Genomic DNA, 21,958 nt, shown 5'->3' with positions numbered 1-21,958 from the left:
CGTCTTGTGGACTGCTAGGGTGGTGCCGGATGGGAGAGACAAAGACACCGGAGCCGTCGCGCCGCAGTGAGCGCTCACGCCAGGCCATCCTCACCGCCGCCGTGGAGCTGGTGGGCGAGGTGGGGTACGCGCGGCTGACCATCGAGGCCATCGCGGCGCGGGCCGGGGTGGGCAAGCAGACCATCTACCGTTGGTGGCCGTCCAAGGGGGCGGTGGTGCTGGACGCCTTCGTGGCGCTCAGCGGCGGAAGCGAGCCGGCGGCGCTGCCGGACACCGGAGACCTGGAGGCGGACCTGAAGGGGGTGCTGCGGGCCACGGTGCAGGAGCTCACGGATCCGCGCTTCGAGCTGCCCTCGCGCGCGCTCACCGCCGAGTCCCAGGCGGACCCCGTGCTGGCCCAGCAGTTCGTGGAGGCCGTGCTGCGGCCCCACCTGACGGCGATTCAAGAGCGCCTGCGCGCAGGCCAGCGGGCCGGACAGGTCGCGAAGGGCGTGGACCTGGACGTCGCCGTGGAGCTGCTCGTGGGTCCCCTCTTCCACCGCTGGCTGCTGCGCACCGCGCCCCTCACGAAGGCCTACGCGGACACCGTGGCGGCGCTGGCGGTGGCGGCGCTGCGGCCCGCGTCGCGGGGCTCCAGGGGTTGAGGGGATCCCCAGGCGCCTGGACGGAGCTTCCCGGCTGGCTGCCTTTGAAGGCAGACACCGGTGACAGCCACTCCGGGGCCGGCATGCGAAGGACGCCCTGTGGCCGCGGCTCAGCCCTTCGCGGACGAGGCTCCGGCCGACCAGCCCTCCGACGTGTCGTGATCCGGGTGCTGATACGACGTCGGTGGGCGTCGGCCGGCGGAGGCCACGGTGGCCTCGGTGCTCCGGCTCGGGAGGGCGGGCACCTGAGCGACCCAGGAGAGCCGAGCCTCCATGCCGGTCGCCTCGACGGGCACCGCCTGGGCGGGCGCATCCAGGCTCCCCACCATCAGCTCAAGGCCGCCATCCTCCAGGTCCGCGAAGGCGAGCGGGGTTCCGCAGTCGGAGCAGAACCAGCGCTCGCCACTGTCGGAGCTGCGAAAGCGAGACGGCGTGCCACGGGTCCAGGTCACCGCGGAACCGGCCACCGCCGCGAGCACGGCGAAGGGCCCGCCGACCGCCTTCTGACACATGCGACAATGGCAGACGGTGACGTGGGGCTTCGCGTCGAGCCGGTAGCGCACGGCGCCGCACTGGCACCCGCCAGTCACCCCGCGCCAGTCTGCTTCCGCGGAAGGGTTCGTCATCCTGCGGTTATCGCGCCGCGCGTCGTCGAATCGCAAGCAGGGCCGACGCCAGCGTCAGCCCTCCGTTCAATGGTCTCCACCCTGTCCCCCGAGGACCCATGAAGCCTCTCGTCACCACCGCGCTCATCCTCCTGACCCTGTTGGAAGCCTCCTGCGCAACCACCCTGCCTGGGCCTGGAGCCGCGAACACCGCCCCGCCCCTCTCCTACGAAACCTACGCGCTGGGCGCGGAGAAGCCGGAGGCGTTGCTCGTCGCCCTGCATTCGTCCGGGTCCACGCCCGAATCCTGGGATGCGTCGGTCAAGGCCCTGGACATCGCCGTGCGGGTGGTGCTGCCCCGGGGTTCGAGGCCCCGCCGGGAGGGCTTCACCTGGTTCCCGGTGGACCACGAGAAGAAGGACGGGGTTGGGAAGACAGCGGACGTGGAACGCGTGGCCGCCCAGCTCGCGGACCTCATTCGAGAGGTCCGCCGCGCCCACCCTGAAATCCGCCGCGTCGCCGTGACGGGCTTCTCCTACGGCGGCGACCTCGCGTGGATGCTCGCCCTGCGCCACCCGGAGCTGGTGGAGGTGGCGGTCCCCATGGGCACGCGCCTGCTGGGAGAGCCCGCGAGGTCGCTTCCCCCGGCGCACCGGGTGCTGGTGCTCCAGGGGGAGGAAGACGCCATCATCCCCGTGCAGCAGACGCTCGCGCGCGTCGCGGACCTGAAGGCCGTGGGCGTCCCCATCGACGTGCGGACCTACCCGGGCGTCGGCCACGATGCAGCGCCCCCGCTCGTCGAAGACTGGCGGGTGTTCCTGCGGCAGGTGTTGCAGGCGCCGTGAGCGGACGGGCGGGAAGAGGGGGAGCCTGCCTGGGTGGGCGCTCATCGCCCGGCAGGCCACGTCGGGATGTCTCGACGCGTGCGGCGTTCCATGGAAAGGTGCGCGCCTGAGCAAGGGTGCGGCGATGAACGCCGCAGGTTCGAGGATGGTCGGGCCGCCATCCCCGCCGGCAAGTGAGCCGGCAGGGACAGTGCATGTCGACCTCCTCCACTCCAGGGCAGGGCCCCCTTGAGTCATCCCCTCCCGAGGCCTGGGGACCCCTCCTGCGGTTCGCGCGATGGGCGGGGCGCCCGCTGGAGCGCTTCCTCCACATCCAGGCAGCGAGCGGCATCCTGCTGCTGGTCGCGGCGGCGGGCGCGCTCCTCTGGGCCAACTCGCCCTGGGCGGCGGGCTACCTCCAGTTCTGGCACACGCCGGTCGGCGTGAAGCTGGGGGACTTCACCTTCGAGCGCAGCCTCGAGTGGGTCGTCAACGATGGCCTGATGGCGATCTTCTTCTTCGTCGTGGGGATGGAGATCCGCCGCGAGGTGTACCAGGGCGAACTGTCCGAGTGGCGTCGCGCCGCGCTGCCCGCGGTGGCCGCGCTCGGCGGAATGGTCGCGCCAGCCGGGCTCTATCTCCTGTTCGCTGGCACCCCGGAGACGCGCTCTGGCTGGGGCGTGCCCATGGCCACGGACATCGCCTTCGCGGTCGGCATCCTCACGCTGCTGGGCAATCGCGTGCCCGCGGCGCTGCGGGTGCTGCTGCTCGCGCTCGCCGTCATCGACGACCTGGGCGCCATCATCGTCATCGCCCTCTTCTATTCGTCAGGGGTGGCGCTCTCCGGGCTGGGCGTCGCGCTGCTCGGGCTGGGCGGCATCTTCCTGATGCAGCGTCTGGGGGTCCGGTCCAAGCTGGCCTATGTCGTTCCAGCGTTCGTCACCTGGGCCGGCGTCTACTCCGCGGGCATCCACCCGACGATTGCCGGAGTCATCGTCGGGCTCATCACGCCGGTGCGGGCCTGGCTGGGGCCGGATGGATTCGTCACGAACACCCGGAACACGCTGGAGGAACTTTCCAGGACAAAGCCAGACACGCTGTCATCCCACGAGTTCGCAGGTTCCCTGCAGCGGGTCAACGTGGCGCGTCGCGAGGCGCTGTCTCCCTCGGAGAGCCTGATTCACTCCCTGCATCCCTTCGTCGCGTTCGGCATCATGCCGCTGTTCGCCCTGGCCAACGCGGGCGTGTCCATCTCCGGTGGGTCGTTCGACGGAGATTCCTGGCGCGTCGCCACGGCCGTGACCGTGGGCCTCGTCGTGGGCAAGCCCCTGGGCGTCCTCCTTGCGTGCGGCCTGGCCCTGCGTCTGCGATTGGGGACGCTGCCCAAGGGGATGAGCCCGAAGGACCTGCTCGTGCTCGGCGTCGTCGCGGGCATCGGGTTCACCATGTCGCTGTTCATCGCGCAGCTCGCGTTCACGGATCCGGCGCACCTCGCGGCGGCGAAGCTGGGCGTCCTGGCGGCGAGCGGCATCGCGGCCGTCCTGGGCCTCATCCTCGGCCGACTCCTGCTGTCGCCAGCGGGAAGGCCAGGCGCGGCCAGGACTGCGGACGAAGCGGAGCGTTCGACGGAGCTGTAGGGCGCGGGGGCAGCGAGGGTTCGCCGTTCACCCAAAGCCATATAGACCGCCATGCATGAACAGATGGAACACCCCTTCATGGGGCATGCCGGTGGTCCTCGGGCTCGTCCTGGCGACCGTGGGCCGTAGCGGAACAGCGCACGCCCAAGCCGGCAGCGCACCGGTGCTCCTGGCGCAGGCGCAGTGCACGCCCACGGACTCCACGGTGAGCTGCTGCGTGAAGACACACCCGCTGGCTCCGGAGCGTTGTGGTGCCACGAAGCGGGAGGTGGAGGAAATCCTCTTCGCCGCCAAGGTGGCGGCGGAGCTGGCCCGGAACGACCTACCGGCGTGGAAGCAGGACTGCATCGAAACCTACGTACAGTGCAAGGAAGACCACTGGACGGGGTCCTGCTACGACTGCTTCCGGAACTGCGAAGGGCAGAAGGGCGAGTGGCCGGACAACATGTGCCGCCCGAAGAAGGGACGCTGAGCATGGCCGAGGACATCGATTGGGAGGAGGTGCGGGGGCTGGCCGCCCGTGTCGAGGCGGGCAGAGCGCTTGAGTTCACCCCAGGCGTGCGCGAACTGCTGCTGCGCACGGCCCAGCAGGTGGCCATGCCCGAGTCCGAGGCACAAGCAGCCGTCCAGGATGTGGCCACCGCGACGACTCTCCTCCGCGAGATCCGAGCGCGGATCCGCAACTGCTCCATGAGGTTGATGAAAGCCAGATCCGAAGTCCGGCGCCTTCGGCAGGCAGGCGACATCGCAGGAGCACGGGAAGTGATGGAGCAACTGCTCTCCGTGGAAGAGGTGCCGCTCTACCGCGAATTGGCGGAGATAGCGCTGGAGGACCTGGACTGACGCGGCTGCGCCGGCCTTGTCGGGTGGGGAGTGCGGACGATTGGGCAGACCACGGAGGCCTGGAGACCGTGGAGTTGCCCCTGCTGTTCCGTGCGACGGAGCACCGCTGCCAGTCTCAAGGCGAGACGCGCGGAGCTCCACCCATGCGCGGCGGCACTCCTGGCCGTGAGAAAGCCCGCGGCGCTGCCTTACCGTGGGCGGCGAAGCGCTCGCGGAGGAGCTGGATGAAGTGGGTCAGCGGGGCAGGATGCTGGCGGGATGCCCGGGTGACCGCGCTCCAGCGTCGTCGGATTCCCCGAGGGGTGAGCCGGACGGTCTGCAGCCCGTGGCGCTGGGTCGGCAGCATCCATTCGGGCAGTGCCGTCACGCCGATACCGCCACGCACCAGCTCGATCAGCGCCTCGGTGAGCGGCACGGGAGAGACCCGGTGCGGCTCGATGCCCGCGGGCCAGAGCACGCGCGTGAAGACATCGAGCTGCTCCCGAGGCGCGGCATAGGTGAGCAGGTGCTCCCGCACCAGGTCCTGCGCCGTGACATGCCCCCGCCGCGCCAGCGCATGGTCCGCAGGGACCACCAGCAGGAGCTCGTCCTCGAAGAGCGTGGTCTGTGCCAGGCGGGCCTGCTTCGGGACGTCCGGGGTCAAGGCGAGATCCAGCTCGCCATTCAGCAGCGCCCCAAGAGGCTGACGCGTGGCCTCCAGGACGATGCGCAGCTCGACGCGAGGGTGCTCGGCCTGCCACCGCCCCAGGATGGGCGGCAGCCAGCCATACACCGTGTAGCAGCCCGTGCTGAGCCGGAGCAGGTCGTCCTGCGGGTGCGCACGGCAGACCGCCTCGGCCTGGGCCACCTCGTTCAGGACCCGCCGAGCGGAGAGGAGCAGCTTCTCTCCCGAGCCGGTCAGGAGCAGGCGTCGCTGGCGGCGCTGGAAGAGCTGCACGCCCAGGCGCTCCTCGGCGTCGCGCAGTTGGTGGCTCAGCGCCGAGGACGTGAGGTGAAGCTGCCGGCTCGCCGCAGCCAGGCTTCCCGTGTCGGCGACCGCGGCAATCAGCTTGAAGTGACGGAGTTCCAGCATGTCGGACAGCTTCACATGAACCAGATTCATCATCGTCGCGAAATCGTTTCGCTGCGCTCATTGCATACTCCTCCGTAACGTTGGCGTCCCAATGCCAGGAGAGCAAACGGATGCCCCCTACAGACAGCTTCCCGAGGACGCAGGGCCCTGTCGTCCTCTCATGGTCGTCGGTGCGAATCGACGACGTTGAACCGGTCGTCGTCGGCCCCGGCTGCCTTCGGAGGGACTTGCCGAGTACGCATGACGTGAGGGTCTGGGTCGTGGACATGGCTCCCGGGAGCCAGTGGCCCCATGTGGACGTTCACGACACCGGCGAGGAGGTCCTCGTGATGAGCGGTGAACTCATCGAGGGGGAGCAGCGCCTGGGACCGGGCTCGTACCTGTTCTTCCCGCCGGCGAGCCGCCATCAGCCGAGGACCGAGACTGGCGTGCGCCTCTTCGGCATCAATCTCGTGGTCCCTCCGGAGGCTCGATGAGCCATGACGCGCTGACCTCCCCTTCCCCATTCCAGAAGGGGCCATCGAACACCGAGAGGCGGGACACATTGGTTCGGCCCTCCCGGACGGGCCGCCGGGACTTCCTGCGTGCGGCGGCTGCGCTCTCGGCGGGTGCGGTCCTGCTCCCCCCTGGCACGGGCCGCGCGACGAAGCCTGTCGACAGCGCCGCGCTTCGTGCCCAGCGGTTGGCCTGGGCCGGAGTGCGGCTGCGGCTCGGACAGGACACGCTCTTCCTGGACCCGTTGATCGATCCCACCGTGTGGGGGGCCGCGCTGAAGGACCCGCTCGTCCCGATGGACGTGAAGAGCGGGAGCCGCTTCGTCCTGGTGACGCATCGCCATCCCGACCACTTCGACCCGGTGGCCGTCCGTCAGGCGCTGGGGGACACCGGGACGCTGGTGTGCGCCCCGGACGTGGCCGTGGCGGCCGCCGCGTCGGGCTTCCGTGTGCGGCCCGCTCCGCTCTACGAACCCATCCTGCTCAATGACTTCACCGCCACCGCCGTCCCCGCGGCGGACGGTTATGGGGATCCCCAGGTTTCGTGGATCGTCTCTGGCGGAGGCCGCCGCGTCATCCACTGCGGCGACACGCTCTGGCACGGGTCCTGGTGGCGCATCGGGCGTCAGTTCGGCCCCTTCGATGCGGCGTTCCTGCCCATCAATGGGGCGCGCTTCGGCTGGCGGAAGCCCGTGAGCGACGTGCATGCCGTCCTGACGCCCGAGCAGGCAGTGGCCGCGGCCGTGGTGTTGGGAGCACGGCTGCTCGTGCCCATCCACTACGGTGTCGCCGCCTCTGAAGACTATCAGGAGGTTCCAGACGCGGAAGCGCTGCTCCTGGCCTCCGCGCGCAAGCGGAAGGTGAACGTGGAGTTGGCACGTCCAGGGGAGTGGCTGACCTGGCAGGCCCGGACCTGACTGCGGGGCGTGAGCTGGCCATTCCTCGCAGCATGATTTGCTCGGGGGATGACCTGACCGATTTCCCAGGACTCACGTCGGCGCATGCTCACTGTGCCGCTACCGCCTCTGCCTCTTCTCGTCGTAGGAGTCGCCCTTGGGGCCGGCCTGCATGTGCGGCCCCGGGCCTCCTTCTCAAGAGGGGTGCGCCGCCCGCACGAAGCCGGATAAAATGTCATACATGAACAAGTTGAGAATCCGTTCATGGGGCATGCGGGTGGTCCTCGGCCTCGTCCTGGCGGCAGCGGGACGTAGCGGGACAGCGCACGCCCAAACCGGCCGCGCTCCGGTGCCCCTGGCGCAGGCGCAGTGCCCCCCCAGGGGCTCCACGGTGAGCTGCTGCGTGAAGACGCACCCGGGCTCACCGGAGCGCTGTGGCCTCACGGAATTCGAGGCGGCCGGGCTCCTGCGCGCGCTCAAAGCGGCATCGGACCTGGCCGGGGACGACATGCCAGATTGGAAGCAGGCCTGCATCGACACATACGTGCTGTGCCAGGAGGAAAAATGGCTCGGTTCCTGCCATGACTGCTTCCGCTCCTGCCAGGGGCAGAAAGAATGGCCGGCGAACAATTGCCGACGGCCCAAGAAGGGCAACTGAGCATGTCCGAGGACACCGACTGGGACGACGTGCGAGCGCTCTTCGCCCGCGTTGGGGCAGGCGAGGCGTTGACGCTTACACCAGACGTCCGCGAGTTGCTCCTGCGCACGGCCCAACAGGTGGCGATTCCAGAGGCCGCTGCCCACTCCGCCATTCAAGACGTGGAGGCGGCCACCGCGCTGCTCGGCGAAGTCCGCGCGCGCATTCGCACCGGATCCCAGCGGATGATGCTCACCTTGCCGGCGGCCAGGAGACTCCGGCTGGCAGGCAACAAGGCTGGGGCGAGGAAGCTGCTGGAGGACCTGCTCGCCGTGGAAATGGTGCCCCTCTACCGCGAGCAAGCGGAGCTGGCACTGGAGGACCTGGACTGACGCGGCCGCACCGGCCTTTTCGGATGGGAAGTGTGGAAAACGGGCAGACCGCCAATGGCCCGCAGCACGTCGTTGGCCGGTAACCGTCCGGCGAACGACGTGTCGGATCGCCTGAAGGCAGACGGGAGGCGTGCGGTGACGCGCCGCGATGGATAGAGCCGGAGGCTTCAGGCCGCTTCGGCTGCGCAGACGCTTCCACGCATGCGGCAGCAGCTCGCCGACGCGGGCGTTCGGGTGCGTCTGGACGCGCAGGAGCACGTCGGCGAGGTAGTCTTCGGGATTGACGCCGTTGGCCTCGCAGGTGGCGACGAGGGCGTAGAGGCCGGCGAGGTTCTCGCCCGCGGCTTCGTGGTCGGCGAAGAGGAAGCTCTTCCTGCCCAGGGCCGCTTTCTCAGCGCCGCCATGGACGGGCGCCTCCACCACTCCCACGTCCTCGTCATCGAAGGCGGCAGCTTCCGCAATTCGCCCCGGCCCTGGCCCGGCGCTGGAAGCCCTCCTCCCAGAAGTTTCGGTCGTATCCGGCTGCGATCCGCTTGGCCGAACCGGCTGCGAGCCATTACCCCGGCCGTTGGCACCTGCACGCCTGAAGAAGTCCCTCGACGCCAGACGCTCAATAGAGAAAAATGGCATCGCCGGTCTCGGAATCGAGGGTCGATGGAACTCGCCATTACGGGCTTGGGCATGGTGTCATCGGTGGGCCTCGGAGTCGCTCCCGCTTGTGCAGCCATCCGGGCAGGCATCACGCGCCCACGGCCGCTGCGGTCCTTCCAAATCCTTGAGAGCGAGCCCATCGAGCCCGTGCCAATGTTCGGGCATCCAGTCGAGGGCTACACGAAAGGGTTCATCTCCGTGGGGCGCTGGCTGCGCCTTGCCGCAGGCGCCCTCGACGATCTCCTTGCTTATGGCACGTCACCAAGCCGGAGCGACACAGCTTTCTGGAAGCACACAGGGCTCGTCGCGGCCCTCCCGTTTCCGGAGGAAGAAAGCCTGAGCGGGCACCTTCAAAGAGACCTGGAGCTTCTCAGGAGGACGTATGTGCTGCCACTCCTGCAGATTGCCAACATCCCCATTCCACCCGAGCACACGCAGGTGCTCTGGAGTGGACATGTCGGCGCCCTGGATGCCGTGAGGCGCGCGCAGCACATGATGGAGGCAGGGCGCGTCGAGAGGGTGGTCGTGATCGCAGCCGATTCATACCTGGACGAAGTCATGCTGGAGGAGTTGCTTGACCAGCGACGGATGAAATCTCCATCCGTCCCTTCTGGGCTGATGCCGGGTGAGGCAGCAGCCTGCTTCCTGCTCGAAACCTTGCGGAGCGCAAGGGGACGCAAGGTGAAGCCAGAAGCCATTCTTCGAGGCGTCGTCACGGCGCATGACGAGCGCTTCTCGCTGGCGGAGCCTCACACCGGAGCAATGCTGGCCCAGGTGACCGGACAGGCGCTCGACACGGCGGGTCTTGCCGCGCCCTTCGCGGGAGACCTTCATACCGACTTGAACGGAGAGAACTGGCGCGCATCGCAGCTGGCGTATGCCAGGGTCCGTCTTTCGGAGAGGCTGTCTTCAGATATCCGCATCCTCGCCACGGCGCTCTCCCTGGGGGACGTGGGCGCCGCGAGCGGTGCCGTCTCCATCTGCGTTGCATGCCGCGCCTGGCGGCGTGGCTACGCCTACTCGGATACCTCACTCATCCTCATGCTGTCCGAACGAGGCCACGCAGGAGCGATGTTTCTGGAAAGGGCTCGAAACTGACATGTCCCACGACACGAACAGCCCGAAGAAGAAGTCCCCCAAGGAAGAGCACCTGGATGCCGTCCAAGGGCGCTCCCACCACTTCACCCAAGGGTTCGACGGAGGCAAATGCCTGTGGCGAGGCCTCTACAAATATTCCGTGCACTCCTGCAGCTACCGGTATCAAGCACACGGAAGGGCGACGGAGGATAAAGCCATCTATAACTGGCCCGCCTACCAGGACTCCGCGACAGGGAAGAAGACCCAGACGGACTACCGGGCGGAGACAGGCTATCCCAGATGGTACTCCGCCGAACTCGACGCCCCCACCGCGACCGGCAGGGAGTGGGGCGTCAAAGGCAAGAACTTCAAGGGCGGTCTCAAACCCTACTGGAACGATGCCCACCACCTCATTCCCATAGGCGCTCTTGAAAAGAGCCTTGAGGTAACGGCTGGTGGGCTCGCCACGACGCGCCTGAACGAGGGCAAGGAAAGGATGATTTCCGCCTCGGACATCCGCCTCTACTTCGAAGAGGCCCTGCTTCGCGCCGGGTACAACATCAACCACAAGTCGAACATGCTCATCCTGCCCATGGACAACGCCATCTCGCACGTCCTGCGGCTACCCAAGCATGGCGGCCCCACCTCCAACAACCACGTCGAATACAACAGATTCCTCAAGGACACACTGGACGAAATCATGGACAACTTCCGCGACAGCTTCAGTGACTTGCCCGACAAGGAGCACTTGTCCGACAAGGATCGACGGTTGCAGAAGATGCGGCTTGAGCGCCTGTCCGAGAAACTCTACGCGCAGCTCACCAAGGACTGCCTTCGAGGTGCACCTCCATTGAGCGCACCTTATGTGGGCGCCGGATCCTTGGAAGAACGGGTGCCAGGATTGAAGGTAGCGCTCGAGTCGATGTCGTGAGCAGCGGCGCGCGTGAGCCCAATCACCCAGAGGAGGCCCCATGAAATTCTACCGTTGGACAACCCTCGGACTGCCGGACGTGGATCAGTGTTTCCTGGATGCCGCACCCAAGGAACTCGGAGCACGGAGTTCCTTCCTGGCACGAGGTCGTCCCGTCAAGGGAGTCTATCCGCAATCACCTCGTATTGACTTGAGTGAGGAGCACCCAGGGCTTCGACTGGAGTCCTTTATCGGCAACAGCAAACGGATGCTGGTGGCATCCCGACCTTTGCGCACGCTTCTTGAGGAGTGGTGCAAGGGACAGGAGGTCGAATACCTTCCTGTACTCATCTACAACCATCGCGGCCGGCTCCACGCCGACGACTACAGCATCATCAACCCGCTAGGAACGGTGGACTGCATCGACCCGGACCGAAGCGAGGTGACAATGATGGAGGGTGAGATCATCAGCGTGGAGCGCATCGTGCTCTCTCAAGCGAAGTTGGCGCAGCATCCCCACCTGTTCCGGGTGCGAGAAGCCCCTCACTTCTACGTCATCAGCGAACTCCTGGCGGAAGCCCTGAAGGCAGGGGGGTTCACCAATGTGGTCCTTGACCCCTTCGAGGTTGCGACGCCATGACACCGGCGTCCTCCTTCCTGCCTGTCTTCCGCAAGAACGCGCTGTACGAGAACGAGCGGAAGATCCCGACGGTGCGCGCAGGGACCGCGAGTGCTGCGGACATCTTGGAGGTCTGCCGGAACTACCGCGTCGCGGGGATTTGCTCGCTCCTGATGTCAGCGTCGGCGCTGGAGTTCCATCACTTCCTGCGCAAGAGCGGCGCAGTTCTGGATTTTTATCTATCGGCGGGCGTGCCTGCCTTCACGCGGGTCCGTGCCCTGCCGCTCCTTCTGGATGCCCTCTGCGGTGGGGAGTTCCAGTTGGCTGAAACCTTCGCCCGGAAGCTGGGTGTGGACTGGGACTCCCGCTCCGAATACGAAGAGGACTTCCTCTATGTGAGCTTTCTTTGCTCACACTTCCTGCTGCCGCCGGATGGCGTGCGGGATCTTGCGCTCGCGGAGCGGTATGCAGCGCTCGTGGGCGATGCGGAAGAAGCACGGCTGGTCCTCGTGCAGGCGTTCCTCGGGAACGACGGCGCGATGTTCGAACGGGGTCTGGAGGCGCTGCTGGCCGCACGGGCCGCGCGATATCAGCGACTCGCTGACGGGGATGCTGTTCCCCGTTGGGAAATCGCGACCGAAGGCTGCGTCAGCATTGAAGGACTTGCACTGGTGGCTTTGGCGGAGCGCAAGGGGTTCCCCACACGCCGCGACTACCTGCATGTGCCTTCGTTGGTGCGACTGCCCGCTCCGCCCCTCGCAGGTCCCATTTCATGGGAGGACGTGCGTGCATGAAGCGCATCCCAAACGCTCTGGAGGTGACATGGAACAGACAAAGAAAAAGCCTGGCAACCCTTGCTGGCTTGCCAAGCTTCTCACTGTGGAGGCGGAGGGAATCGAACCCTCGTCCGAAAGCCGTCTGCTCTTTGACCCTACGTGCGTAGTCCGCGATTTGCTACGTCACCTGGACTCCCACGGACGGGATTCCCGATGCCGGTCCTGGAAAGATCTCGTCACCTCGGGCCCAGGCACCCTCAGCGACCAGTCCGCATTATGACGGCCCATCCCCACCCCACGGACCGAGAGCAGGGGGACCGCGCACTAAAGACTGCTAATTAGGCAGCCAGCGCGAGCTCAACGTTGTCGTTGGCTTTTGTGTTGTTGTCGGCAGTTTAACGAGGTCCCAACAAGCTCGGCACGCGTCTCGAACTTCAATGCCCCCGTCGAAGCCAGGTCGCCCCCAGATTCGCCGTACTGCATGCGGCCGCGACTGCTCCGCACCCGACTTACATTAACCGCTGAACGCCCCCCGTCAATCCTCTCCTGCGACGATGGGGTCGCTCCGCCAACATCCTGCCCCTCCCCACCGGGCAGCCCACCGGGCCCTCCCCGGGCCCCCCGCCCCTCCCGGAGGCACCTCCCATGAAGGCGTACGAGCTCCAGCACACCACCGGCATCGACGGCTGGGTCCCCGTCGAAAAGCCCCGGCCCCAGCCCGGCCCTGGCCAGGCGCTCGTCCGCATCCACGCCGTGTCCCTCAACTACCGCGACCTCATCATCGCCCGGGGCACCTACCCGGGAGCGAAGACACCCCTCGTCCCCGTCTCCGACGGCGCGGGCGAGGTCGTCGCCGTCGGGGACGGCGTCACCCGCGTCAAACCCGGGGACCGCGTCGCCCCCACCTTCTTCCAGGTGTGGACCGACGGGCAGGCCACCCCGGAGAAGGTCGCCCACGCGCTCGGCGGCGGCGTGCCCGGCGTGCTCGCGGAGTACGTCTGCCTGGACGCGGAGGGGCTCGTGCTCCTGCCCGACTGGCTCTCCTACGAGGAGGGCGCCACCCTGCCCTGCGCCGCCGTCACCGCCTGGAACGCGCTCGTCCCCCAGGGCGGCCTGAAGCCCGGGCAGACGGTGCTCGCCCAGGGCACCGGCGGCGTCTCCGTCTTCGCGCTCCAGTTCGCCCGCATCCTCGGCGCCCGCGTCATCCTCACCTCCAGCAGCGACGACAAGCTGGCGCGCGGCAAGCACCTGGGCGCGGACGGGCTCGTCAACTACAAGAAGTCACCGGCCTGGGAAGAGGACGTCCTCGCGCTCACGGAGGGCCAGGGCGTGGACCACGTGCTGGAGGTCGGCGGTGTCGCGACGCTGCCCCAGTCCGTGCGCGCCACGAAGCCCGGCGGCCACATCGCGCTCATCGGCCTGCTCACCGGCGCCCCGGGCAAGCCCGACAACACCGCCACCGGCAACAAGCAGCTGCGCGTCGTCAGCACCTACGTGGGCAGCCGCGCCATGTTCGAGGACATGCTGCGCGCCATGGAGCCCCAGAAGACGAAGCCCGTCATCGACCGCGTCTTCCCCTTCGAGCAGGCGCGCGAAGCCCTGCGCTACATGGAGTCCGGCGGCCACTTCGGGAAGATCGTCGTCTCCGTGTGACGCTGGCGGACACCCCGGCCCCCACCCGACGATTCCCTCCCCTGGCAGCACGACCTTGGGCGTAACGTCCCGCGCGACTTCCGGGACCGCTCGCGAGCGCAGGGGCGGGCCCGGCACCGAAAGGGTCCGAGCATGCCCCGCCTGTTGCCCCTCCTGCTGCTGTTGCTGGCGCCCGTCTTCCCGGCGTCCGCCCAGCCCCAGGAGTCCTCCCGCTTCTTCCCCTACGCACTGAAGACCACGAAGCTGCCCAACGGGCTCACCGTGGTGCGCGTGCCGTTCAACTCGCCCGGCATCGTCGCGTACATCACGTCCGTGCGCGTGGGCTCGCGCAACGAGGTGGAGCCCGGCCGCACCGGCTTCGCCCACTTCTTCGAACACATGATGTTCAAGGGCACGAAGTCCAACCCCGAAGGTCAGCGCGAGCGCATCCTGGGAGGCTTCGGCTTCGACGACAACGCCTTCACCACCGACGACATCACCGTCTACCAGGCCTACGGCCCCACCGCCGGCCTGCCGCGGCTCATCGAGCTGGAGGCGGACCGCTTCCAGAACCTGGAGTACTCCGAGCCGTCCTTCCAGACGGAGGCGCTCGCGGTGCTCGGCGAGTACCACAAGAGCGCCGCCGCCCCGGACCTCAAGATGGAGGAGTCGCTGGCGAAGACGGCCTTCACCCGCCACACGTACCAGCACACCACGCTCGGCTTCTACGACGACATCAAGGCCATGCCGAAGGCCTACGCGTACAGCCGCACCTTCTTCGAGCGCTGGTACACGCCCGCCAACACCACCCTCTTCATCGTCGGTGACTTCGACGACGCCCAGGTGCTGGAGGCGGTGACGAAGCACTACGGCCCGTGGAAGCGCGAGCTGACCACCGTCGCCATCCCCGCCGAGCCCGCGCAGACGAAGGCCCGCGCCGTCCACGTGGACTGGGCGCAGCCCACCCAGCCGCGCCACGTGCTCGCATGGCGCACGCCCGCCGCCCGCGCCGACACGCCCGACGCCGCCCTCCAGGCCATCCTCGCCGAGTACGTCGTGGGCGACACCAGCCCCGCCTACAAGGAGCTGGTGCTGGAGAAGCAGCTCGTCGAGTCGCTGTACGTCTCCTCCGCGCCCCACCGTGACCCGTACCTGTTCCCCATCGACGCCACCCTCCAGGACGAGAAGCACCGCGCCGCCGTGGACGCGACGCTGCGCCGCGACGTGAAGGCCCTGGTGGACGGCAAGGTGGACGCCGCCCGCGTGAAGGCCATCCAGGACCACCTGCGCTACGGCCTGCTCATGGGCATGGACACCCCGCGCGACGTGGCCATCGACCTGGCCTACTACGCGGGCGTCATGGGCCCGCCGGACGCGCTCGCCAGCTACCTGAAGCAGTTGGGCAGCGTGACGCCGAAGCAGCTCACCGCGTTCGCGAAGAAGCACTTCACCGACGCGAACCTCACCGTCCTCACCCTCACCCCCAAGCCCGCCGCTGGAGGGACGCCGTGATGAAGTCCACCCCGTCCGTGTCCCTGGTGCTCGCCGCCGCGCTGTCCTTCGCCGGCTGCGCCTCCACCCCCAAGCCCCTGCCCGAGGCCGCGCCGCCCGCCACGCCTCCGGCCACCACCGGCGCCGCGAAGTCCGACGCCGAGGTGCCGGCCGTGCCGCTGAAGCAGCCCAAGCCCCTGGAGCTCGTCGTGCAGGCCCGGCAGGACACGCCGCTCGTCAGCCTGCGGCTCGTGTTCCACACGGGCTCCATTGATGATCCGAAGGGCAAGGAGGGCCTCACCGCCCTCACCGCGAAGCTGATGGCGGAAGGCGGCACGCGGAAGCTCACCGCCGCGCAGCTGCTCGAAGCGCTCTACCCCATGGCCGCCGAGCTCAAGGTGTTCACGGACAAGGAGATGACCACCCTCTCCGGCCGCGTCCACCAGGACTTCCTGCCGCGCTTCCTGGAGCTGTACACGGACACGCTGCTGGAGCCCCGCTTCGACCCCGCGGAGTTCGAGCGCCTGCGCGCCAACGCGCTCAATGCCGTGCGCAACGGCCTGCGCAGCGAGGACGACGAGACGCTGGGCAAGGTGGGCCTGGACGCGCTGCTCTACGCGGGCCACCCCTACGCCCACTTCACCGGCGGCACCGTGCAGGGGCTCCAGTCGCTCACGCTGGACGACGTGAAGGCGCACGCGCGCCGCGTCTTCACCCAGGACCGGCTCGTCGTCGGGCTCGCGGGTCCGGTGGACGCCACGCTCCAGCAGACCGTCACCTCGCGCCTGTCCGCGCTGCCCGCCACGGGGGCGCCCCGCGTGGCGCTGCCGTCCGTGCCGTCGTCGGCCGGCCGCACGCTCATCCTCCAGAAGCCCACGCTCTCCACCGCCGTGAGCATGGGCTTCGTCACGCCGATGCGCCGGGGCGACCCGGACTTCTTCCCGGTGGCGTTCGCGCTGTCGAACCTGGGCGAGCACCGCCAGTTCGTGGGCGTGCTCTTCAACGAGCTGCGCGAGCAGCGCGGCCTCAACTACGGCGACTACGCCTACGCCGAGCACTTCATCGAGGACCGGGGCAACGGCACGTTCAACCGCACGAACATCGTGCGCACCCAGCAGGACGTGTCCGTGTGGCTGCGCCCCGTGGTGCCCGCCAACGGCGTGTTCGCCACGCGCGGCGCGGTGTACTTCCTGGAGCGGATGTCGAAGGAGCCCCTCTCCCAGGAGCGCTTCGACCTGGTGCGCGGCTTCCTCCAGGGCTACACGCGCCTGTGGGAGCAGAGCGACCAGCGCAGGTTGGGGTACGCCATCGACTCGCTCTTCTACGGCACGCCGAACTTCCTGGAGTCCTACCGCGAGGCGCTGAAGACGATGACGCCGGAGTCCGTGAACGCCGCCGTGCGCCGCCAGCTCCAGCCGGAGAAGCTCGCGTTCGTGTTCGTCACGGAGGACGCGCAAGCGCTCGCGAAGACGCTCAAGTCCGGGGCGCCGTCTCCCATCACCTACGCGTCACCCAAGGAGCCGGAGCTGCTGAAGCTGGATGAGACGCTCATCCAGCAGAAGCTGCCGGTGCGGCCGGACGCCATCCAGGTCGCCCCGGCCTCGGGGTTCATGGAGCGCTGAAGCGCGCGGGCTTCCGGCGCTCAGGGGCTTTCCGGCAACGCCGTCCACACGCCGCGGAAGCGCTTGAGCGCCGGATCCTTCTGGCGCTTGCACTCCACCCCGTCCAGCGACACGGTGCCGTCGTCGCTCAGCAGCAGGACTTCGTCCGACGTGTCCGGCGTGAAGAAGGCCTCCGGGTTGAGCCGCGACAGGTCCACCGCGTCCACCGGCACCGGCGGGTCGTCCCCGCCCTTCCAGGTGAACAGCCGCGAGCGCGCCTCCGACGCGGTGGCGCCCGCCATGATGAGGTAGCGGCCCCGCCACGACGACAGCGAGCGGATGCCCAGCCCGCCCAGGTCCAGCAGCCTCGGCGCACCGAAGCGCGCGCTGACGCCCTCGCGCACCACCTGCTCCGGGTTGAGCAGCGGCACCACCAGCGCCTTGCCTTGCGTCAGCGGGCTGCGAAAGCCGATGAGCATCCCGGGCGCATCCAGCATCGCCGTCAGGCCCTCGATGTTGAGGCCCCCGGCCTGCTTCGGCGGCAGCGGCTCCGCGTCCGCCAGCCCGTATGGGGCGAGGCGCGGCTCCGCGAGCAGGTCCTCCAGCAGCCGCGTGTACGGCTGACCGATGAGCTGGACGTGCTCCGCGTCCGCCGCGCTCGTGGCGAAGAAGCGCAGGCGCGCGGGCTGCTTCTTGCCGGAGCTGTTGCGGCCGTGCGACGTGAGCCAGAAGGCCAGGTCCCCCAGCCGCGAGCCCGCCTCGATGTCCGTCTCCGGGGGCTTCTTCTTCACCGGAAGCTCCAGCGACGGCGACAGGTCCACGGTCTTCAGCGGACGGCCTCCCGCGCGCGCGTCGTAGAGGCGCAGGATGTTGTCCTCGTCGTCCGCCACCACGAACAGGCCCTCGCCCAGCTCCACCGCGCCGGACGCGTCACAGCTTCCCTCGAAGACGACCGCGCCCTCGGGCTGCACCGCTGGCGGTGGGGACGCGAGCGCTTCGCGCCGCACGTTCACCTCACGGGTGCCGCAACCCACCACCAGGACACATCCCCACAGGAGCCAGCGATTCATGGCGCTGTTTCTCGCATGGCCTCCGGCGCTCCGGGAATCCAGAAGGCCTCCCGGAATTGTGACGTAACCAACAGGACATATCGCCTCGCGGGCGGAGGGTTTCCCCTCTGAGACGGGGCCGCGAATTGTACAAATGGCACAGGGCTGTAGCTCACACCGGGAGGGTGGCTTTTCTTCCGGCCTGGGAAGGTGGGTGCTAAGAGCCTCAGCATGCAATGCCCCGACTCCGGGCACGTTTCGTGGAGCCGGTCCGCAGGCGGCGCAGCCATCCGGCTCGCGGCCCTGGGCCTGCTGCTCTCCACGGCAGCGGCCCACGCACAGCCCGACCCGTTCACCCGCGGCTTCGACGCCGTCCCCGTGAAGCCCACGGCCGCGCAGTCCAGCGGCATCGCCCTGGAAGGCGCCACCACCGAAACGGTGGGCAGCTACCGCGGCGCGCTGCTGCTGGACTTCAACTGGCGCATCCTCGCCCTCAAGCTGGGCAACGAGAAGCTGGGTGACCTCCTGCCCTACCGGCTGGACGCGCACCTGCTCTTCTCCTACCAACTGCTGGAGCGGTTGGAGCTGGGCGTGGACCTGCCCGTCACGCTCCTCCAGGGCGACAACTTCTCGCTGCTGGGCAACGCGCTGAACGCGCCGGACTTCCCGGGCGCCGCGGGCGTCAGCGGCACCACGCTGGGCGACATCCGCCTGCTGCCGCGCGTGAGCCTGCTCAACCCGAACCGCTTCCCGGTGGGCCTGGCGGTGGTGACGGAGGTGCGCCTGCCCACCGGCAGCGCGCAGAGCTTCACCGGTGAGCGCGGCGTGGTGTTCGCCCCGCGCCTCGCGGTGGACTGGAAGGTGGGGCCCCTGCCGCTGCGCGTGCTCGGCAACGCCGGCGTGCTGCTGCGCCCCGCGGCGCAATACCTGAACCTGCGCGTGGACGACGAGCTGACGCTGGGCGCGGGCGGCATCGTGGACCTGCCGGACATCTGGCGACTGCGCGAGGTGCAGGGCGTGGCGGAGATGCACCTGCGCACGCCGCTGGCGCGCCCGTTCAACTTCGACCAGGCGGATTCGCTCAAGACGCCGTGGGAGCTGCTCGTCGGCGCGCGGGCGAAGGTGTGGGGCAACTGGGGCGTGGAGCTGGACGTGGGCCGCGGCCTCAACGTCACCACCGGCTATGGCCGGGAGGCCCTGCGCGTGATGCTGGCGGTCCGCTACGACCAGTCCGGTCTGGACTCGGACGGCGACGGCGTGCCCGACGTGCGCGACCGCTGCCCCGCGCAGGCCGAGGACAAGGACGGCTTCGAGGACTACGACGGCTGCCCGGATCCGGACAACGACGGCGACGGCGTGGCGGACGGCGACGACGCGTGCCCCAGTAAGGCGGGCCCCGTGGAGAACAAGGGCTGCCCGGTGGAGCCGGACAAGGACACCGACGGCGACGGCATCATCGACAAGCTGGACAAGTGCCCGGACGTGCCCGGCCTGAAGGACTTCGACGGCTGCCCGGACACGGACCTGGATGAGATTCCGGACGGCGAGGACGACTGCCCCGACGTGGCCGGCCCGCCGGAGAACAACGGCTGCCCGTACGACGCCCCGCCCTACGTGGTCGTGGAGTCGGACCGCATCCGCATCAAGGGCAACATCCTCTTCGAGACGAACTCCGCCGTCATCCAGAAGCAGTCGTACCCGCTGCTGGACGAGGTGGCCGCCGTGCTCGCCAAGAACCCGACGCTGGGGCCGGTGCAGATTGAAGGGCACACGGACAACAAGGGCTCGCGCTCGCTCAACCTGGACCTGTCCAAGCGGCGCGCGAAGTCGGTGCTCGACTACCTGGCCAGCAAGAAGATCGACCGCAAGCGCCTGACGTCGCAGGGCTTCGGATTCGACCGACCCATCGACACCAACGAGACGGCGCTCGGCCGCGCGAAGAACCGGCGCGTCGACTTCAAGCTGGTCAAGTCGGAGCTCGAGAGCGGCCCCAGGGAGACCATCGTCCCCCACGGCCAGCCGCCGCCGCCCGGCACCGAGCCCGTGCCCGGACCCGGCAGCCCTCCGGCGCCCGACGCGGGCACGCCCGCCGGCAAGAAGTAGCCACGGGCGCAAGAGACGGTCCCGCACACCACGGGCCGTCCCATACCTCCGAAGAATCGCGGGGACGGTCCGGTACACGGGCCGTCCCCGCTTCACTTTGGAAGGAACAGGAAGGGCCCACGCACGGGCCATTCGGCTCCGTCCTGGCAGGAGCGGAGGGCCCTGCGCGAGGTGCGCGTGAGCCCGGGCTCGAAGTCGCGCCGCCTCACCGTGAAGGACCTGGACGGCCGGGAGCAGCGCCGCTCCCGTCACCGCGTCAGGCCGCCTGGAGCCCGGTGGGCGGCCCTGGAACAAGGGCCAGCCCCGGCGCCCGCGGCACTACTTCTTCAGCGCCCGCTCGATGCGGCGGCGCAGGCCGGCTTCGGACAGCATGCCGCGCTGGGCGTCCGTCACCTTGCCGTCGCCGTCCAGGAAGTAGAGCGTCGGCAGCGCGTTCACCTGGAAGGCTCGCGCCACGTCGTCGTCCGCGTAGACGACGTAGGGGCGCAGGTCCGGCTGGAAGCGCTGGAGGAAGTAGTCCACCTCCTGCTCCGCCGAGGGGCCTTCGTCCCGGCTGGCCGCCACGAACACGAGCCCCTGGGGCTCGTACTCCTTCGCCAGCTTCACCAGGTACGGCATCTCCTCGCGGCACGGCGGGCACCAGGTCGCCCAGAAGTCGAGCATCACCACCTTGCCCTTCAGGTCCGCCAGCGCCAGCGAGCCGCCATCGTGCTTGCGCATCGTGAAGGACTGCGGCGCCGCGCCATCCGGAACCAGCCGCGCCCGCTGCGCCTCGCGCACGCCCAGGAACGCCAGCGCCGCCAGTCCCAGCACCGCCACCACCGACAGCGCCGTCTTCACGCCATCCCCGCGTCCGCCCGGCGGCTTCGGTCCCTCGGTCCCTGCCTGCTGTGTCATCCGCGTTCCCTTCGTGTCAGGCGGCCGTGCACCCGCGTCAAGGCCCAGCGCACCCCGGCCCGCACGCGCGGCCGACGCACCACCCAGGCCGCCAGCGGAGGACCCCAGTGATAATAGCCGTCGATGAACCCCTGACCGAGCCGGCTCTTCCTGAGAACCTCGTCCCGGTACGCACGGAACGCCACCAGCTCCGGCGCGCCCTCGCCAAAGGCCGCCGTCACCACGAAGCACGACGACGCGGGGCTCACCCACATGAGCTTCATGTTGGTGTGGTTCATCACGACCTTCAGCTCGCGCTGCTCCGTGTAGAGGAACGCCAGCAGGTCGCGACGGGCCGCCGGGAACTCCTGCCCGCTGGCCTCCTCGAAGTCGATGCGCGTCGTGACGGCGCTGCCCACCTCGTCCACCGTGAAGCGGTAGCGCCTGGAGCTGCGACGGCTCTCCACCTCCAGCCCCTTCAGCTCCCCGAAGTAGGCCATGAAGGGCACCCGGCACGCCGGACACACGAAGCGGTGGTACGCGTGCGTCGGCAGGAAGGCGTAGTCCCCCAGCCGCTTGCAGCCGGTGTTGGGGCACATGAGCTTCACGCTCACCTGGGGCGCGTTGCGCGGGTCGTAGCGCGACTGGCCGCTGGTCTTGTCGAACACCGGCGGCGGCCGCGACGGCGGGCCCACCATCTGCCGCGTGGGGTGCGCCGCGCGCTCCAGCTCCTGGGCCCGGCGCCACGCCAGCTCCGCCGCCTCCAGCCGGCCGTCCGCCGTGTGCACCAGCGCCTCCGCGTGCGCGCTCAGCGCCGCCACCAGCCGGTCCACCAGCGGCGACATCGCCGGCTCGCGCGCCACGGCGAAGGCCTCCGCCAGCACCCGCTCCAGCTCCGGGAGCAGCGCCTGGGCCGCCTTGCGCGACGGATCCTCCGCCCGCCGGTACACCGGGGGCTCCGGCAGCTTCGCGAACAGCGCCGAGGCCGAGGTCCGCACGCGCTCCAGCGCCGCGTCACCCCGCCCCACATCCAATCCCGCCGCCCGTGTCTGGGCGGCCCTGATGAGTTCTTCGGGCAGCAAGGTCGTGGACCTTAAGGGCCCGCCCGCCCCCTGTCAGCGACTCCCGT

Annotated in this window: 21 protein-coding genes, 1 other RNA gene and 1 pseudogene; 16 read left to right on the top strand and 7 right to left on the bottom strand. The window is 68.9% G+C overall.

Going from position 1 to position 21,958, the window contains the following annotated elements; translation table 11 throughout:
- Positions 1 to 29 precede the first annotated feature (29 nt).
- Entirely contained in the window at positions 30 to 644 is a 615-nt protein-coding gene (locus OV207_RS30945; RefSeq protein ID WP_267558602.1) for a TetR/AcrR family transcriptional regulator, read from the top strand.
- 110 nt (positions 645 to 754) lie between these two features.
- Here the strand turns inward: OV207_RS30945 and OV207_RS30940 are convergent, their stop codons facing one another.
- Complete coding sequence (locus OV207_RS30940) at positions 755 to 1,270, bottom strand: GFA family protein (protein WP_267558601.1); 516 nt, start codon at positions 1,268 to 1,270, stop codon at positions 755 to 757.
- A 98-nt stretch (positions 1,271 to 1,368) separates the two neighbouring features.
- On the opposite strand from OV207_RS30940, the gene OV207_RS30935 reads away from it, so the two are divergent.
- From OV207_RS30935 to OV207_RS30920, 4 genes are all read left to right on the top strand, one after another.
- Complete coding sequence (locus OV207_RS30935) at positions 1,369 to 2,094, top strand: alpha/beta hydrolase (RefSeq protein ID WP_267558600.1); 726 nt, start codon at positions 1,369 to 1,371, stop codon at positions 2,092 to 2,094.
- A 194-nt stretch (positions 2,095 to 2,288) separates the two neighbouring features.
- The gene (gene nhaA, locus OV207_RS30930; RefSeq protein WP_267558599.1) at positions 2,289 to 3,710 is read left to right on the top strand and encodes a Na+/H+ antiporter NhaA; all 1,422 of its coding nucleotides are present in this window, start codon (positions 2,289 to 2,291) and stop codon (positions 3,708 to 3,710) included.
- Positions 3,711 to 3,765: 55 nt separating this feature from the next.
- Positions 3,766 to 4,182, top strand: coding sequence for a hypothetical protein (locus OV207_RS30925; RefSeq protein WP_267558598.1), 417 nt, complete (start codon positions 3,766 to 3,768; stop codon positions 4,180 to 4,182).
- Positions 4,183 to 4,184: 2 nt separating this feature from the next.
- A complete protein-coding gene (locus OV207_RS30920; protein WP_267558597.1) occupies positions 4,185 to 4,553 on the top strand; it encodes a DUSAM domain-containing protein in 369 nt (122 codons plus the stop codon).
- Between the two features lie 115 nt (positions 4,554 to 4,668).
- On the opposite strand, the gene OV207_RS30915 is transcribed toward OV207_RS30920, so the two are convergent.
- Positions 4,669 to 5,658 (bottom strand): LysR substrate-binding domain-containing protein, encoded by a 990-nt coding sequence (locus OV207_RS30915; RefSeq protein ID WP_267558596.1) that lies wholly within the window; start codon positions 5,656 to 5,658, stop codon positions 4,669 to 4,671.
- Between the two features lie 77 nt (positions 5,659 to 5,735).
- On the opposite strand from OV207_RS30915, the gene OV207_RS30910 reads away from it, so the two are divergent.
- The 4 genes from OV207_RS30910 (at position 5,736) to OV207_RS30895 (ending at position 8,044) form a co-directional block, all read left to right on the top strand.
- Positions 5,736 to 6,101 carry a cupin domain-containing protein gene (locus tag OV207_RS30910; RefSeq protein ID WP_267558595.1) on the top strand — a complete coding sequence of 122 codons (366 nt, stop codon included), beginning with the start codon at positions 5,736 to 5,738 and terminating at the stop codon, positions 6,099 to 6,101.
- A gap of 206 nt (positions 6,102 to 6,307) precedes the next feature.
- Positions 6,308 to 7,036, top strand: coding sequence for an MBL fold metallo-hydrolase (locus OV207_RS30905; RefSeq protein WP_267558594.1), 729 nt, complete (start codon positions 6,308 to 6,310; stop codon positions 7,034 to 7,036).
- Positions 7,037 to 7,418: 382 nt separating this feature from the next.
- Positions 7,419 to 7,673 carry a hypothetical protein gene (locus OV207_RS30900; RefSeq protein ID WP_267558593.1) on the top strand — a complete coding sequence of 85 codons (255 nt, stop codon included), beginning with the start codon at positions 7,419 to 7,421 and terminating at the stop codon, positions 7,671 to 7,673.
- A 2-nt stretch (positions 7,674 to 7,675) separates the two neighbouring features.
- Entirely contained in the window at positions 7,676 to 8,044 is a 369-nt protein-coding gene (locus tag OV207_RS30895) for a DUSAM domain-containing protein (protein ID WP_267558592.1), read from the top strand.
- Positions 8,045 to 8,239: 195 nt separating this feature from the next.
- Here the strand turns inward: OV207_RS30895 and OV207_RS30890 are convergent.
- A pseudogene (locus OV207_RS30890) lies at positions 8,240 to 8,431 on the bottom strand (transposase domain-containing protein); the annotation flags it as partial.
- A 1,363-nt stretch (positions 8,432 to 9,794) separates the two neighbouring features.
- Here OV207_RS30890 and OV207_RS30885 point away from each other — a divergent pair.
- From OV207_RS30885 to OV207_RS30875, 3 genes are read left to right on the top strand one after another with little or no spacing between them, the layout of a single operon-like run.
- Entirely contained in the window at positions 9,795 to 10,703 is a 909-nt protein-coding gene (locus OV207_RS30885; RefSeq protein ID WP_267558591.1) for an AHH domain-containing protein, read from the top strand.
- 40 nt (positions 10,704 to 10,743) lie between these two features.
- Positions 10,744 to 11,322, top strand: a complete 579-nt coding sequence (locus tag OV207_RS30880) for an imm11 family protein (protein ID WP_267558590.1) — start codon at positions 10,744 to 10,746, stop codon at positions 11,320 to 11,322.
- Positions 11,319 to 12,095 (top strand): Imm49 family immunity protein, encoded by a 777-nt coding sequence (locus OV207_RS30875; protein ID WP_267558589.1) that lies wholly within the window; start codon positions 11,319 to 11,321, stop codon positions 12,093 to 12,095. Before OV207_RS30880 ends, OV207_RS30875 begins: the two co-directional genes overlap by 4 nt.
- An 83-nt stretch (positions 12,096 to 12,178) precedes the next feature.
- Here the strand turns inward: OV207_RS30875 and ssrA are convergent.
- Positions 12,179 to 12,542: a transfer-messenger RNA gene (gene ssrA, locus OV207_RS30870) on the bottom strand.
- A 180-nt stretch (positions 12,543 to 12,722) separates the two neighbouring features.
- Between ssrA and OV207_RS30865 the strand changes: the two genes are divergently transcribed.
- The 3 genes from OV207_RS30865 (at position 12,723) to OV207_RS30855 (ending at position 16,822) form a co-directional block, all read left to right on the top strand.
- Complete coding sequence (locus OV207_RS30865) at positions 12,723 to 13,730, top strand: zinc-dependent alcohol dehydrogenase family protein (protein ID WP_267558588.1); 1,008 nt, start codon at positions 12,723 to 12,725, stop codon at positions 13,728 to 13,730.
- A gap of 132 nt (positions 13,731 to 13,862) precedes the next feature.
- Positions 13,863 to 15,221, top strand: coding sequence for a M16 family metallopeptidase (locus tag OV207_RS30860; RefSeq protein WP_267558587.1), 1,359 nt, complete (start codon positions 13,863 to 13,865; stop codon positions 15,219 to 15,221).
- Positions 15,221 to 16,822, top strand: a complete 1,602-nt coding sequence (locus tag OV207_RS30855) for a M16 family metallopeptidase (protein ID WP_267558738.1) — start codon at positions 15,221 to 15,223, stop codon at positions 16,820 to 16,822. The genes OV207_RS30860 and OV207_RS30855 overlap by 1 nt, the downstream gene beginning before the upstream one ends.
- 20 nt (positions 16,823 to 16,842) lie before the next feature.
- Here the strand turns inward: OV207_RS30855 and OV207_RS30850 are convergent, their stop codons facing one another.
- Positions 16,843 to 17,871 carry a DUF3616 domain-containing protein gene (locus OV207_RS30850; protein WP_267558586.1) on the bottom strand — a complete coding sequence of 343 codons (1,029 nt, stop codon included), beginning with the start codon at positions 17,869 to 17,871 and terminating at the stop codon, positions 16,843 to 16,845.
- Positions 17,872 to 18,081: 210 nt separating this feature from the next.
- On the opposite strand from OV207_RS30850, the gene OV207_RS30845 reads away from it, so the two are divergent.
- Positions 18,082 to 19,953 carry an OmpA family protein gene (locus OV207_RS30845; protein WP_267558585.1) on the top strand — a complete coding sequence of 624 codons (1,872 nt, stop codon included), beginning with the start codon at positions 18,082 to 18,084 and terminating at the stop codon, positions 19,951 to 19,953.
- Positions 19,954 to 20,271: 318 nt separating this feature from the next.
- On the opposite strand, the gene OV207_RS30840 is transcribed toward OV207_RS30845, so the two are convergent.
- Together OV207_RS30840 and OV207_RS30835 are read right to left on the bottom strand one after the other, a co-directional pair.
- On the bottom strand, positions 20,272 to 20,850 hold the full coding sequence (locus tag OV207_RS30840; protein WP_267558584.1) for a TlpA family protein disulfide reductase: 579 nt from the start codon (positions 20,848 to 20,850) through the stop codon (positions 20,272 to 20,274).
- Positions 20,847 to 21,911, bottom strand: coding sequence for a CFI-box-CTERM domain-containing protein (locus tag OV207_RS30835; RefSeq protein ID WP_267558583.1), 1,065 nt, complete (start codon positions 21,909 to 21,911; stop codon positions 20,847 to 20,849). Before OV207_RS30835 ends, OV207_RS30840 begins: the two co-directional genes overlap by 4 nt.
- Between the last annotated feature and the right edge of the window lie 47 nt (positions 21,912 to 21,958).

Source organism: Corallococcus sp. BB11-1, from assembly GCF_026626625.1.
Taxonomy (GTDB): Bacteria; Myxococcota; Myxococcia; order Myxococcales; family Myxococcaceae; genus Corallococcus; species Corallococcus soli.
This window is presented reverse-complemented; position numbering and strand designations above follow the sequence as displayed.

Bases quoted from the DNA above. Each gene is read 5' to 3' on its own strand.
- OV207_RS30865 (WP_267558588.1), top strand. From the start codon at position 12,723: ATGAAGGCGTACGAGCTCCAGCACACCACCGGCATCGACGGCTGGGTC.
- OV207_RS30935 (WP_267558600.1), top strand. From the start codon at position 1,369: ATGAAGCCTCTCGTCACCACCGCGCTCATCCTCCTGACCCTGTTGGAA.
- OV207_RS30920 (WP_267558597.1), top strand. From the start codon at position 4,185: ATGGCCGAGGACATCGATTGGGAGGAGGTGCGGGGGCTGGCCGCCCGT.
- OV207_RS30945 (WP_267558602.1), top strand. From the start codon at position 30: ATGGGAGAGACAAAGACACCGGAGCCGTCGCGCCGCAGTGAGCGCTCA.
- OV207_RS30910 (WP_267558595.1), top strand. From the start codon at position 5,736: ATGCCCCCTACAGACAGCTTCCCGAGGACGCAGGGCCCTGTCGTCCTC.
- OV207_RS30850 (WP_267558586.1), bottom strand. From the start codon at position 17,871: ATGAATCGCTGGCTCCTGTGGGGATGTGTCCTGGTGGTGGGTTGCGGC.
- OV207_RS30885 (WP_267558591.1), top strand. From the start codon at position 9,795: ATGTCCCACGACACGAACAGCCCGAAGAAGAAGTCCCCCAAGGAAGAG.
- OV207_RS30840 (WP_267558584.1), bottom strand. From the start codon at position 20,850: ATGACACAGCAGGCAGGGACCGAGGGACCGAAGCCGCCGGGCGGACGC.
- OV207_RS30845 (WP_267558585.1), top strand. From the start codon at position 18,082: ATGCAATGCCCCGACTCCGGGCACGTTTCGTGGAGCCGGTCCGCAGGC.
- OV207_RS30940 (WP_267558601.1), bottom strand. From the start codon at position 1,270: ATGACGAACCCTTCCGCGGAAGCAGACTGGCGCGGGGTGACTGGCGGG.
- OV207_RS30880 (WP_267558590.1), top strand. From the start codon at position 10,744: ATGAAATTCTACCGTTGGACAACCCTCGGACTGCCGGACGTGGATCAG.
- OV207_RS30915 (WP_267558596.1), bottom strand. From the start codon at position 5,658: ATGATGAATCTGGTTCATGTGAAGCTGTCCGACATGCTGGAACTCCGT.
- OV207_RS30925 (WP_267558598.1), top strand. From the start codon at position 3,766: ATGAACAGATGGAACACCCCTTCATGGGGCATGCCGGTGGTCCTCGGG.
- nhaA (WP_267558599.1), top strand. From the start codon at position 2,289: ATGTCGACCTCCTCCACTCCAGGGCAGGGCCCCCTTGAGTCATCCCCT.
- OV207_RS30895 (WP_267558592.1), top strand. From the start codon at position 7,676: ATGTCCGAGGACACCGACTGGGACGACGTGCGAGCGCTCTTCGCCCGC.
- OV207_RS30875 (WP_267558589.1), top strand. From the start codon at position 11,319: ATGACACCGGCGTCCTCCTTCCTGCCTGTCTTCCGCAAGAACGCGCTG.
- OV207_RS30860 (WP_267558587.1), top strand. From the start codon at position 13,863: ATGCCCCGCCTGTTGCCCCTCCTGCTGCTGTTGCTGGCGCCCGTCTTC.
- OV207_RS30855 (WP_267558738.1), top strand. From the start codon at position 15,221: ATGAAGTCCACCCCGTCCGTGTCCCTGGTGCTCGCCGCCGCGCTGTCC.